This window comes from Pedobacter metabolipauper (assembly GCF_004362715.1).
GTDB lineage: Bacteria > Bacteroidota > Bacteroidia > Sphingobacteriales > Sphingobacteriaceae > Pedobacter > Pedobacter metabolipauper.
This window is the reverse complement of sequence record NZ_SNYC01000009.1, coordinates 20941-34542: the sequence shown is the minus strand read 5'-3', so window position 1 is coordinate 34542 and position 13602 is coordinate 20941. Positions and strand designations below refer to the sequence as shown.

Here is a 13602-nt window from a genome sequence, read left to right as displayed (position 1 = left end):
ACCGCATGGATGAAAATCGAGCAGCTATAAACTGGGCCAAACGAGCGCTAAAATTTATTAGCCAGGAGCTTCAGAGTGAAACCTATGAAGGCTGGAGCACGATCATGAAAAAAAATACGATCCTGCTCAAGTCGCTCGCCGAAGCCGATCGCCTGCTCATTGTTAAAAAAGAAGATGAAGTAACGTTAAGCGTGGTCGTCCCTGGTGAATCCGTTAAAAAGAAATATATTGATCCCGAAGCATTGAAAAATGTGAATGATCAAGCCATCTTTTCCGATATGCCATTTTTAGAACTGGATATCAACTTAACAGCACAATTCAAAAATGCAGCTGCCGCAGTACTTATCCCATTTCATGAAATCGACTTCCAGGGCTGCCTGGTACTGGAATGGGACAGCCAGTTTGATTTTAATGACGACTTTAAAGAATTTATACAGGCCTGTCTGCTAAAAATCAAGGAAACCCTAAAATTATCACGCACCTATTACGCCCTCGAAGAATTAAAGGTACGTTTCAACTCGATACTGCAGTCTGTACCGCAGAACATTGTGTTTATTGACGATTCCGGAAAGAACAGCTGGATCAATGATAAAGCAGCTAAGCTGTTCGGCATTCCCGGAGGCAATGTATCGCCGGCAGTACTCGCCGGTTTAATGCAGAAACTGCGTGCCACAGCCGATAACCATGAGGAGATCTCAAAAAAGGGACAAGCGCTTTTTCAGTCTAAAGACAAACACATTAGCGACTGGCACTGGATCTATTCAAACCCGGAAACCCGGGTACTTAACGTGTGTTCAACACCAACCATCTCAGAACACGTCAGCGGCAGGCTGTGGATGTTTGAAGATGTTACCGCCAAATACCTGATCGATCAGCACCTGAAAGAACTGAATGCCGAACTCGAAGAGAAAACCAAACTCGCCGAGTCTCAGAATATGGCCAAATCTGAATTCCTGGCCAATATGAGCCATGAGATCAGAACACCTATGAACGGTGTAATGGGAATGACCAGTTTGCTCGACAATACCAAACTTACCGAAGAGCAGCACGACTATGTAGAGTCGATAAGAATCAGTGCAGACTCCCTGCTGGAGATCATCAATGAGATCCTTGATTTCTCAAAAATCGAATCCGGTAAACTCGAACTCGAAGAACATCCATTCCTGCTGTATAAGGTGATCGAAGAAACCTACGATTTGATGGCTCTTAAGGCACAGCAGAAGAAATTGGAACTGCTCTACCTCATCGATACCGATGTGCCGCTGGAGATCATCGGCGATATGACCCGCATCCGGCAGATCATTGTAAACCTCGTAGGTAATGCCATTAAGTTTACAGAAGAAGGAGAGATCCTGATCCGTATAAAGATGAACAAAAGGATAGACAGTCTCTACGAACTGGAATTCAGTGTTAAAGATACCGGCATTGGAATACCAGCAGATAAAATGCACAAGCTTTTCACGTCATTCTCGCAGGTTGATTCTTCCACAACACGTAAATATGGCGGTACCGGACTTGGCCTGGCCATCAGCTCACGCCTGGTGCAGAAAATGAACGGACACATCCGGGTAGAAAGCGAAGAGCATGTGGGCACAACGTTTATCTTTACCATCCCCGTTAATGCCAATGAAGTACTAAAGACCCTTAAACCCACACCAGTTCAAAAAGACCTCAATGGAAAGAGAGCCCTGATCATTGATGACAATCATACGAATTTATACATCCTTAAAACCCATTGTGCACTTTGGGGAATGCATGCCGATATTGCAAAAAGCGGTAATGAAGGACTGGATTGCCTGGCACAAAACACCTATGATGTTGTAGTTGTTGATCTCCTCATGCCGGGGATGAACGGCATTGATACTGCCCATGAGATCAGGAAAAAATATACCATACCACTTGTGCTATTCAGCTCGGCCGGTCAGTTTCCGGGAAGGAATACCAGCGATGGTCAGTTATTTGCTGCAATACTTGATAAGCCCATCAAGCCAAATTACTTTCATAAAGTATTAAAAGAGGTGCTGTCAAATGCTCCTGAAGAAAAGAAAGCAGACCCTGTTCATGCCAAAACAGATACGGTAACAACTCATGAAACCGAAAAAGTGGCCATCCTCGTTGCCGAAGATAACCTGATCAACCAGAAGATCATGGTCAATGCATTTAAGAACATTGGCCTCAACTGTGATGTTGTATCCAACGGATTAGAAGTACTGGCCTCATTGGAAAGACAGCATTATGACCTGATCTATATGGATGTTCAAATGCCGGAAATGGATGGTTATGAAGCGACAAGAAGTGTCATTAAGAAATATGGCGACAAGCGGCCGGTGATTATAGCCATGACCGCAGGTGCCTATGAAAAAGATAAGCAAGACTGCCTCAATGCAGGTATGGACGATTATCTGAGCAAACCATTTGATTTTGATACTTTTTATGCTAAGTTTAATAAATGGAAAGCAAAAGCAATTTGACCCCAAGGCTTACCAGAAACTTTTCTCATTCAACCGTAACCTTTCTCATTTTCTGATCACAATGACGTATTTTTCTGGTTAAATTTAGCTGCAATAATGTTGCAATTAAAAATATTGGCTACATTTGGACATGCAATTTAATTGCATTTAAGCAATAGAAAATATGTTAGCTACTAAAAAATACGATGTGGTAATCATTGGCGGAAGTTATGCCGGATTATCAGCAGGCATGGCTTTAGGTCGTGCAATTCGCAATGTACTCATTGTCGACGGCGGAAAACCATGTAACATTCAAACGCCGCACTCCCATAATTTTTTAACCCAGGATGGAAACACACCAGCAAGAATAGCGGCAATAGCAAAAGAACAGCTGTCGGCATATCCAACCGTTGAGTATAGAAATGGGTTGGTTACTACCATAAATGGAAAGAACAGCCAATTTGAAGTGTCTCTTTCTTCTGGTGAAAATGTGCAGGCTAAAAAACTGTTGTTTGCCACAGGAATAAAAGACGTGATGCCAGATATCCCCGGATTTGCAGAAAGCTGGGGCATTTCTGTGATTCATTGTCCGTATTGTCATGGTTATGAATACCGCGAACAGCCAACCGGCATCTTGATCAATGGGGATATGGCCTTTGAATTTGGCCGCCTGATCAACCACTGGGCAGGGGAACTTAGCATCTTTACCAATGGAAAATCGACCATCAGTGCTGAGCACCGCAGCGAACTGGCCGCATTAAATATCATCGTAAATGAAAAGGAGATCAAAACAATAGACCACAGTAACGGATCTATTAAACAACTGATGTTTAAAGACGGAAGCGCAGCATCCATCGACGCCATGTATGCCAGGCTCCCATTTGAACAACATTGCCAAATTCCTAAAGAATTGGGATGTGCATTAGATGAGAATGGATATATCCAGGTAGATGATTTCCAGAAAACAACCGTTCCGGGTATTTATGCAGCGGGAGACAATACTACGCCGTTTAGAGCCGTAGCTATGGCCGTTTCCGCCGGCTCAAGGTCGGGCGCTATGGTTAACCACGAACTGATTGCCGGTAAATAGTAGATGCGGCATAATAAATAACCTGCTGAGCGGGTTATTTATTATTTTCCAGGTAAACGGTTAAAATACTTTTCAGGTAAAGCTCTGGTTTAGGCATCACGATAACTGTGCCCGGTTCTTTATCCTGAGAATGTTTCAGGTAGTTCGCTTTGATCTTTCCCCAATCCTTTGAGTAAAGCTCAATGAACATATCTACAAACTGTTTATCGGTATAATCTTTTGGAAGCTTACTAAGCACAACTTCAATTTTCTCTTCTTTTCTATGTAATACTGCCATGGTGTTTTAATATTCCTGACAAAGGTACGAACTAATTTGAGTTAATGTTCTGCAATCTCTAATGGGTCTATCCATGAAAATATAAACTTAAAGATATTATATAATGAAAGCTCCCTGTTTTGGGAAGCTTTCATTATAAACTAATAATCATCTCTTTCTCAATAGCAACAAGCTAACAGCAGATATCAGTACAATACCTGCCGCAATATACTTGCGATGCGCCTTGGGTTTACCGGGAACACCCCATCCTCCGTAAACGGCATTACCGTAACTAACCGGAACAAAAACATTTCCGTCTGATTTTAACATGGGTTGGGCCTGCTTTAAATAGTGGGATATCACCTTAGCCGTAATGGTACGGGTTAATTTAGGAAACACACCATACGCAAGTCTGAGTACCGTTGATAAGCTGCCAACCATAACCTCAGGCTTCGGATTTTGCGCAAGCTTAATCACTGCAATGGCCACCCGTGCCGGATCATACACCGGAGGGGCAGGTTTTAACTGCTTACCAGTATAGTTTGCAGCATGCTGAATCCCGGGGGTATCTAAAAAAGCAGGGAATACGTCGCAAATGTGGATATCAGGCCATTCCGTTAGCTCAGCTTTCAATGCGGCAGAAAATCCACGGAGTCCAAATTTACTCGCTGAATAGCCAACGCCAAAAGGTACCGGTAAAAAACCGCCAATTGAAATGTTGTTGATCAGCGTTCCATACCCTTGTTTCTTAAAATAGGGGAGAACAGCATGTGCACCATGCAGATAGCCCATCAAATTTGTTTTAATGACCTGGTCATGCACGGCCATTGGCGTCTCGTCGAAAGTACCGGCAGCCAATAAGCCGGCATTATTGATCCAAACATCTATTTGGCCGGTATAAGCACTGGCCTCATCAGCAAGCAGGATCATCGCTCCCGGATCAGTAACATCAGTCAGTACGATCTTAACTACCGAACCCAATGCAGTACATTCGTCGGCCACTTCCTGCAGTGCCGTCTCATTTCTGGATGCAAGGACTAAATTTACCTGGTGTGGCGCAAACTCCAGCGCAATGGCTTTTCCAACCCCGCTAGACGCGCCCGTAATTACAATAGTTTTATGATATAGCATTTGAGTATCCATTTATGTGATACTAAATCAACATCACTTTAAAAATTATGTTTTAATTAACTTCAAATTAGAACCATGGCTAAGTTTGTCATACCATTTTAGGTTATTATATTTATAAATACTTTAGTAAACAAGCATACTTATTTGTCCGATTATCATCAATTTTGTCCGATATATCATCAATTTAGTCGAATCATAACAAGAAGGAATCACAATTGTCAGCAGCAGGAACTTGTGGAAGTACAGCCGGTATCTAATTGATTCGTCAGATATTTATGTTAAAATGAATATCTGACGAATCAATAGGTAAATTGAGAATGACGCACTGTTTAATGGAACAACCAACTTGAACTATTGTACACCAAAGCCAGCACCGGCAGGTTCCTGCACCTTACTTTTCCTAAAGTCTTTCATGGATTGAGGCTCTTTGGCTTCCAGTGTGCTGAAATCAACAACACCGGTTCGCTTTGCCCAATCAAAGTACTTCACAGAAAGCCTGCTCACTACATCGTGGTTGGTGCGGGCAACATTTGTCGTCTCGCCTCTGTCCGTTTCCAGGTTGTACAATTCCCAGGTATAGGATGGGTACGTAGAAACCAGCTTCCAGTTGCCATCGCGCACAGCACGGTTACCGGCTCTTTCCCAAAACAGGCCTTCAGGTCTTACTACTTCAGACTGTTTACCAAAAAGAACAGGCAGCAAGCTTTTACCCGGAAGCGGATTGGAAGCTGTATTTTTATACTTTGCCGGATATTTTGTACCAGCGAGTTCATAAAAGGTCGGGGCAATATCAATGATATGCCCGGTGCCTTTTGCAATTTCGCCGGCTTTAATTTTTGCAGGATACCAGGCGATAAAAGGAGAACTGATACCGCCCTCATACATATAATCTTTAAATGCAAGAAAAGGAGTGTTAGAGGCGTAAGACCAGTTCTTGCTTTGCGATTCATAAGAACCGTTTGAACCTACAGGGCCGCTGTTCTTCGTAGCACCATTGTGCCATTTTACAAGGTCCTCCGCGGGAGCACCATTGTCGGATATAAATACGATCAGTGTATTTTCAGCCTGTCCGGTCTGCTTTAATTTCTCCAGTACCGCTCCAATACCCTGATCCAGGCGGTCAACCATAGCGGCATAAACCTCCATCTTTTTAGCCCATTGCTGCCGCTGGTCAAAAGATAAACGGCTCCAGTCGTAAATGTCTTCATCCTTTACAGAAAGTTTTGCGTTGGCAGCAACAATGCCCAGCTTTTTCTGGCGCTCGAAGCGTTCCTTTCTCAACTCATCCCAGCCCTTATCGTATTTGCCTTTGTACCTGGCAATATCTTCCGGCAAGGCAACCAATGGCCAATGTGGTGCGGTATAAGCAAGATACAAGAAGAAGGGTTTCTCTTTTTTGCTTTCCTGATCGATAAAGTCAACGGCATTTTTGGTAATCACATTGGTCTGGAAATACGCAGATACAGGAAACCCATTTCCATCAGAAACCAGCGTGCGCTCCTGCGGGGCACCTGACCTGGCAGAATTCTCATCTCTTGGGTAGACCGAATCAAATCCCCGCTGCCAGGGCATACTGACGTTATCACCAGATACATGCCATTTTCCTGATGTGAGTGTAGCATAACCGTTTTCCTTAAGCACTTCAGCAAGTGTTAAGGAAGCTGCATTCAGGTAACCCTGATAGGCAGGCAGACCAAGGTCATTGGAGAAATAACCCACCCCAGCTTTATGCTGATACTGGCCTGTTAAAAGCGACGCCCTGGTTGGTGCACAGATCGAATTATTATAAAACTCCTTTAAGCGCAGACCTTCACTGGCCAGCCGGTCGAGGTTTGGCGTTTGGATCTCAGAACCATAAGAGCCGATATCCGAATAGCCGAGGTCGTCAGCCATGATCAGAATGATGTTGGGTTTGCTCTTTTTAACGGTGTTCTGGGCAAATCCAGCAGGGGCTGCACAAATGATCATTAAAAGAGCAAAAAGAGATTTTTGGAAAAATATGGTCTTCATGTGAAATCGTATTAAAGATAAATACTCAATTAATTGGTTCGTCTGCTGCCTGGTTGTACTCCGGCTGCAGGCAGCGGACGCAGCTTCTCATAATCTACCACGTCATTTTTTGAGGCCCAAACGGTATAAGCAGACTTTAACCGCTCTACTACTTCAGGGTACTGAGCAGCAAGGTCCGTATTTTCAGCCCGGTCCGCTTCCAGGTCGTACAGCTCATATTTGGCATCAGCACCAGCAAGAGAAACCAGTTTCCATTTCCCATCCCTTACTGCTTTTTTGCCGCTACGCTCCCAAAATAAAGGCTCTGCACGATCCACGCGGTTAACCTGACCGGTTAATAAAGGCACCAGGCTTTTCCCTGCTAATGCATTGGTTTTTGTATTTTGGAATTGTGCCGGGTAAGTGATGCCGGCAAGCTGGTAGAACGTAGGAGCAAGGTCAATCAGGTGGGCCGTGCCCTGCGCAATGGTATTCGCGTTGATCTTACCAGGGTACCAGGCGATAAAAGGAGCACTGATGCCGCCTTCATATGGAGAATCCTTGTAGCTCCGTAAAGGGGAGTTCCCGGTCTGCGACCAGTTACTGTTCTGAACTTCATAAGAACCCGCACTGCCAACAGGGCCAGTTGTCCTTTGAGTATACAATCTTAAACCATTGCCACCCTGAGATCCGTTATCGGATATAAACACGATCAGCGTGTTCTTATCCTTTTTAAGCTCCTTTAATTTTTCCAGCAGCTTCCCAATGCCCTGATCCACATGATCAATCATAGCCGCATAAACCTCCTGCCTCAATTGCCAGTACTGCTGCTCATCATAGGTCAGCTTATTCCATGGTTTTAACAGCTTGTCGGCAACCGCTATTTTCTGTCCCGGATCAATCAAACCTTTTTCAACAGCATTCTTAAACCGGATGGTTCGTAAAGAATCCCAGCCCAGCTTATACCTTCCTTTATACTTTGCAATATCTTCCGGCAATGCCTGTAAAGGCCAGTGCGGCGCATTATACGCCAGGTATAAAAAGAAGGGTTTTTTCGTTTGATTCTGTGCAGTTAAAAAATCAAGGGCATGACCGGTAATCTCGTCCGTAAGGTACTTGCCGGGCTCCAGGTAAAAGGGTTCATTGTTGAGCATCAGCGGAACCTGGGCTTTTTCTTTAGCTTCCAGTTCGTAGTAGTTGCTCGCACCGCCAATAAAGCCAAAGAACTGGTCAAACCCACGCTGGTTGGGCCATTGGTCTTTGTCGTCACCAACATGCCATTTGCCAGACATAAGTGTCGAGTATCCGCCGCTTCTTAAAACTTCAGCAAGCGTAAGAGATTCCTTGTTCAGAAAACCCTGGTACGCAGGTAAGCCCAGGTTAACGTTGAAGTAACCCATCCCGGCCTTATGCTGGTACTGTCCGGTTAATAAAGAAGCCCGTGTAGGTGCACAGATCGAATTGTTGTAAAACTCCTTTAACCGGATTCCCTCTCCGGCCAGCTTATCGAGGTTTGGTGTTTCGAGGTCCAGTGCTCCATACGGGCCGGTATCCGAAAACCCAAGATCATCAACAAGGACCAGCACAATATTGGGCCGCTCCGCTTTTTGTGCATAGACAGGCAAAACAAATAGCAGGGATGAAGCAGTGCCGATGCAGCACGCAATCATCAGGCTAAAGGATCTTTGAAAGTGTTTTTTTAATGAATTTTCCATTTTACGTAAGATTAGGATTTAGAAAACTATCCGGCTATCTGCGCCATCAAAAGCAGACGAGCGGTTTAAATTAAAAGCCAACCCAGTCCGGATGCTGCTTAAGTTTAAGGTTTAGGTTCAGTTCGCGCTGCGGAGTGGGGAAGTGTATATGCCGTGCAGCTGCGAGCGTTTTACCCGCGGCCTTTAAAATTCGGATGTAATATTCAGGGCCTCTGCGTACCAGGTCAAACCAGCGCTGGTACTCGTAAACAAATTCTTTGCGGCGCTCCTGAAAAACAGCATCGCGAAATTCATCTTTGTTCAGCGCAGGCACCTGATCCTGCAGCCTGCTGATCCCGGCACGGCTGCGTACCAGGTCAATCGCATCGTATGCAGCCGTCGTCGGACCGTTCAGTTCATTCACCGCTTCCGCGTAGATCAGCAGCACTTCGGCATAGCGGATGATGGAGAGGTTTTTGGACGACTGGCTTTGGTTGCCCACCACTGCCGGATCATAATATTTATTAAACTGGGGAGTCGCAAGTGTATATAGCTGGCCATTCACCGGACTTACAATCTGGGTAACAAAGGTAACCGCGCGGCGTTTATCCGTTGTGCTGTAGCTTTCATACAAGCCGCCGGCAACATGCAGTGCATCTGCATAATCTCCATTTATACCGGGAACATCTGCCGGCGCAGACCGGCTTGCCAGGCTATTGCCCTGGTAACCCGCATTCCCTTTAAACTGCGCAGAGAAGATATGCTCCTTACCATTTTTAGCAGCCACATTGAACACATCAGCAAACTCATCAAACAGCGCATACTGCTTGCCATCAATAACCTCCTTGCTCTTATCAGCAGCAAGCTGCCAGTCCTTATGGGTAAGGTATACCTTGGCCAGTAAACTTTTAACGGCACCAGAAGTGGCCCTCCCAATATCAGCAGCTCCATAAGTGGCTGGTAAAGTTTCCGCATCTTTCAGGTCCTGAATAATCTGCAGATAAACAGCGTCTTCCGCAGCCTTTTCTACATATAGATTCTCTGGGGTAAGTGAAGTCACTTCATGCAGAACAACCGGAATTCCGCCGAACCAGCGTACCAGGTTAAAATAGTGCAGCGCCCTTAAAAATTTAGCTTCGTTGGTTAGCCTGGTCCTGGCCGTCTCAGAAATTTTCGACGCATCAATAACCGCAATACGATCTATAGCAATGTTAGAAACGTTGATCGCATCGTAGCTTTGCTTCCACAACTGCTCCATACGGTCATTTGAAGAATCATGGGTAAGGCCAGAAATAGCCCTCACATGCGCGTTTCTTGCACGCGGACCCGCTTCATAATCGTCTGTAGCCATTTCAACCCCAATCTGAAATAACCCGTTATACAGGGATTGTCCGCTATCATATAACTTTCTGTAGGCTGCAGTAACCGCAGCTGTAGCCTGTGCTTCATTTTCATAGAACTGGTCAGAAACCAGCAAGGCGGCAGGCTTCTCATCCAGCTTAGAGCAGGAAAACAGGCTTAAAGTAAGAATGATCAGGTAGTGTAACTGTTTAGTTTTCATTAGAAATATCATTTATATCGTGATGCAGCCGTTGTAAGTGCTATTTATTATAGCACATGAACTTATTCGCACATTGGCTTCATTTAATTAATTTATAAGGGTCAGCAGCACTCCATTCAGCCTGCTAAAACCCAATTCTTACACCTGCACTAACCGTTCTTGAAACCGGATAGATCCCGGCATCAGTTCCCGGAGAGACATTGCTTCCAGAAGTTACCTCAGGATCAAAACCTGTGTAATTGGTCCAGGTCAGCAGGTTCTGTCCGGACACAAAAATGCCCGCCCTGGACAACTTTAACCTGCTCAGCAGCGATCTGGGAAGCGAATAGCCCAGTGTAACATTCTGAACCCTTAAAAAGGAACCATCTTCAATAAAACGGTCAGAAAAGACGGGAGCAGGGTCTAGCTTGGCACGTGGTAAGACCTGGCTCGGATTTGCAGGCGTCCATCTGTCCTTTGCAGAAGCAGCCGCATTTTGCTGCCCCGTAAACAATTCTAGGTTCTGCCGGTTGGTATTCAGGATCTGGTTCCCATAGGCGCCCTGCAAAATAACAGACAGGTCAAAACCCTTCCATGAAAAGGTATTCGTTAACCCAAAAATGAAATCTGGTTGTGCATTCCCAATAATATCCTTATCGGCAGCTGTGGTAAACGAACCATCGGTATTCACATCCCGGTATAACCGGTCGCCTGCCTTAGGAACCGCATTCCCGGTATATTTTCCCTTTTCAGCTTCTTCGCCGGTCTGCAGGATACCATTGGTCACATTCCCGAAAAAGCTGCCCAGGGGTTCACCAACGCGAATGATATAATTGCCGTTAATGTAGGAGCTAGCCCCATTTCCAATCGTTAGCACCTTGTTCCGGTTAATAGAAACATTCAGTCCTGTATTCCACAATAAAGCCCCGGTCAGGTTCTTCGTATTGATGCCAATTTCAAAACCGGTATTCTGTACCGATCCATAGTTTTGCAGCGACGAAGGATAGCCTGAAGTCCATGGAATTTCAACATTGAGCAGCAGGTCCGTTGTCTTTTTATAATAACCATCAAGGGTAAGCTGGATCCGGTTTGCTGCAAAGCCAATATCTATCCCGGCATCATATTGATAGGTGGTTTCCCAGCTTAAATTGGGATTTCCAATCCGGTTGGGAGAAAAGCCCGTTAAAATTGAATTTCCAATAATGTAGGTGTAAGTACCCAGTGTAGCAAGAGACTGATACTCTCCAATTTCAAGGTTTCCGGTAGTACCAAAACTCGTTCTTAACTTTAGATCGCTGATCGTTTCAGACAGGGAACTAAAAAAGGATTCATTGCTGATCTTCCAAGATAATGCTGCAGATGGAAAATATCCCCATTTATTGCCCTTACCAAACCTGGAAGAACCATCCGTCCGGATACTTGCAGTAGCATAATATAAATTGTTATAATTATAATTGATCCTTCCCAGGTAAGAATGAAGAATCCAGTCGGTCGCATCAGAACCGGGTTTAACCAGTGTAGCACCGCCAGACAATCCATCCGGACCTAAGTCATCCACAATAAAGTTTTGCGCAGCGGCAGTAAAGTTCTCCCGTGTATATTCCTGCTGTGTAAAACCGGCCAGCACATCAAAAGTATGTTTTCCAATCGTTTTGGCATAATTAACGGTATTCTCATTTAGCCAGGAATAGGAGTTGAGTGAACCTCTTCCAGCAGATCCATTGGTCAGACTGCCTTCATAGATCGTGCTGGGAACATAGCTTTTTTCGGCTATGTTATTCACATCCGCACCAAACAGCACTTTTACCGTAAGACCGGGAATAATTGAATATTCAGCAAAAGCAGTTCCCAGCAACCGGTTTGTAGTCGATTGGTTGGTCTGTTCAAGAATCGTTGCAATGGGATTGGCAAAAATATTCTCGAAAGGATTTCGGAGGGTATAGCCGCCGTTAGCATCATAAATAGATGCCGTGGGCGGCATAATCAGTAAGGAACCTATAATTCCGCCGGGTGCTACATTGGCGTCCGATTTGTTAAAGGTCAGGCTGGCACTCACCTTTAGGTTTTCATAAGGCCGGGCATCCACATTTGCCCGGAAACCAAGCCGTTTAAAGTCTGTATTTTTAATGATCCCGTCCTGTTTTACATAATTTCCGGAAAGGAGGTAACGCACCTTTTCACTGCCGCCGCTTAAGGAAATCTGGTGGGTTTGTGTAGCAGCATCCCTTAATGCAGCATCCTGCCAGTTGGTGCCTTCGCCGAGCTGGCTGATCTGTGCCTGCGACAAGTATTGGTTTGGACCTAACGCAGGATTAGCGTCAAACAAGGCTTCATTTCTTAAAATAGAGAAATCACGCGCATTAAGCACATCCACCTTTTTCCGGATGGATTGAATACCGAAACTGGCTTCATAATTTAAGACGGTTAAGTTGGACTTTCCCTTTTTAGTGGTGATGATCACCACACCATTGGCACCTCTTGAACCATAAATGGCAGTGGCCGATGCATCTTTTAAAATGTCTACCGTTTCAATATCTGCAGGATTGATCGAGGACAACGGATTAACCGGGATCCCGCTCAGCGTACCGGCAGAAGAAGTGCTGTTGTAAACCGGGAAGCCATCAATCACATACAAAGGTTCATTACCACCCTGTATCGAACTGCCGCCACGGATGCGGATACTTACACCACCCCCAGGCTGTCCCGAAGTTTGGGTAACCTGGATTCCGGGAGCAGCACCTTTTAATGCCTGGTCTATCGAACTAACCGGCTGCTTTAAACTGGTTTGGGATACCGATGATACAGAGCCGGTAACATCACTTCGTTTCTGGGTGCCATAACCAACTACAACAATGTCGTTAAGCTGGTTAGAGATCTCTTCCAGGGAAATGGCAACCGGACTTCCATCCACAAAGAGTTCTATGGTCTTATAACCAACATAGCTGATGATCAGCGTATATGGAAACTTCTGGCCGGTAATCAGTTCAAATTCACCGGTGGCATCTGTGATGGTAGAGTTCGTTACGCCTTTGATCTTAACATTCACACCAGGCAAAGATTCTTTAGTGCGCGAGTCGGTAACCTTCCCTTTAAGTTTAGAATTAATGGTAGGCTGCGTGGGGACCTGGGCAAGTCCTAAAAATGGGATAAATACGAAAAAACACGTAATGAACGAAGCCAATATCCGGATTGCCGGATTGACTTTCTCAAAATTATGCATAACTTTGAAATGGGTTAGTTGGAATAATCGAAACAGGAGCAACGCCAATTGAATTCCTGTTTCATGAATTGGCCTGGGGGAAATGCGGTAACGTATTTCCCTTTTTTATTAAAAGAAGGTGTTCAGCAGCTTTAACCAGCTGTTAGAAACTGCAAAAGGTCAGCAACAACAACAATACTGTTTTTTCGGTAGGCGGGATACGGGAATAGTAAAATATAGTTTCATATTAGTT

The 13602-nt window shown here is 44.9% G+C and carries 8 protein-coding genes; 2 read left to right on the top strand and 6 right to left on the bottom strand.

The genetic code is table 11. The features are described 5' to 3' along the window. The first annotated feature begins 5 nt into the window (after nt 1–5). A complete protein-coding gene (locus ATK78_RS21435; protein WP_133578192.1) occupies nt 6–2471 on the top strand; it encodes a response regulator in 2466 nt (821 codons plus the stop codon). Nucleotides 2472–2634: 163 nt separating this feature from the next. After that, a complete protein-coding gene (locus ATK78_RS21430; RefSeq protein ID WP_133578191.1) occupies nt 2635–3540 on the top strand; it encodes an NAD(P)/FAD-dependent oxidoreductase in 906 nt (301 codons plus the stop codon). A 34-nt stretch (nt 3541–3574) separates the two neighbouring features. On the opposite strand, the gene ATK78_RS21425 is transcribed toward ATK78_RS21430, so the two are convergent. The 6 genes from ATK78_RS21425 to ATK78_RS21400 form a co-directional block, all read right to left on the bottom strand. Further along, complete coding sequence (locus ATK78_RS21425) at nt 3575–3817, bottom strand: hypothetical protein (RefSeq protein WP_133578190.1); 243 nt, start codon at nt 3815–3817, stop codon at nt 3575–3577. A 147-nt stretch (nt 3818–3964) separates the two neighbouring features. Further along, on the bottom strand, nt 3965–4927 hold the full coding sequence (locus ATK78_RS21420) for an SDR family oxidoreductase (RefSeq protein ID WP_133578189.1): 963 nt from the start codon (nt 4925–4927) through the stop codon (nt 3965–3967). Between the two features lie 351 nt (nt 4928–5278). Further along, nucleotides 5279–6937 carry an arylsulfatase gene (locus ATK78_RS21415; protein ID WP_133578188.1) on the bottom strand — a complete coding sequence of 553 codons (1659 nt, stop codon included), beginning with the start codon at nt 6935–6937 and terminating at the stop codon, nt 5279–5281. Between the two features lie 29 nt (nt 6938–6966). Beyond that, the gene (locus ATK78_RS21410) at nt 6967–8631 is read right to left on the bottom strand and encodes an arylsulfatase (protein ID WP_208112419.1); all 1665 of its coding nucleotides are present in this window, start codon (nt 8629–8631) and stop codon (nt 6967–6969) included. Nucleotides 8632–8701: 70 nt separating this feature from the next. Then, nucleotides 8702–10171 (bottom strand): RagB/SusD family nutrient uptake outer membrane protein, encoded by a 1470-nt coding sequence (locus ATK78_RS21405; RefSeq protein WP_133578187.1) that lies wholly within the window; start codon nt 10169–10171, stop codon nt 8702–8704. Between the two features lie 124 nt (nt 10172–10295). Further along, entirely contained in the window at nt 10296–13370 is a 3075-nt protein-coding gene (locus tag ATK78_RS21400; RefSeq protein WP_133578186.1) for a SusC/RagA family TonB-linked outer membrane protein, read from the bottom strand. Nucleotides 13371–13602: the final 232 nt, after the last annotated feature.

Excerpts from the sequence above, each read along its gene's own strand:
- ATK78_RS21430 (WP_133578191.1), top strand. The coding sequence starts at position 2,635 with ATGTTAGCTACTAAAAAATACGATGTGGTAATCATTGGCGGAAGTTAT.
- ATK78_RS21425 (WP_133578190.1), bottom strand. The coding sequence starts at position 3,817 with ATGGCAGTATTACATAGAAAAGAAGAGAAAATTGAAGTTGTGCTTAGT.
- ATK78_RS21410 (WP_208112419.1), bottom strand. The coding sequence starts at position 8,631 with ATGGAAAATTCATTAAAAAAACACTTTCAAAGATCCTTTAGCCTGATG.
- ATK78_RS21400 (WP_133578186.1), bottom strand. The coding sequence starts at position 13,370 with ATGCATAATTTTGAGAAAGTCAATCCGGCAATCCGGATATTGGCTTCG.
- ATK78_RS21435 (WP_133578192.1), top strand. The coding sequence starts at position 6 with ATGGATGAAAATCGAGCAGCTATAAACTGGGCCAAACGAGCGCTAAAA.
- ATK78_RS21405 (WP_133578187.1), bottom strand. The coding sequence starts at position 10,171 with ATGAAAACTAAACAGTTACACTACCTGATCATTCTTACTTTAAGCCTG.
- ATK78_RS21420 (WP_133578189.1), bottom strand. The coding sequence starts at position 4,927 with ATGCTATATCATAAAACTATTGTAATTACGGGCGCGTCTAGCGGGGTT.
- ATK78_RS21415 (WP_133578188.1), bottom strand. The coding sequence starts at position 6,937 with ATGAAGACCATATTTTTCCAAAAATCTCTTTTTGCTCTTTTAATGATC.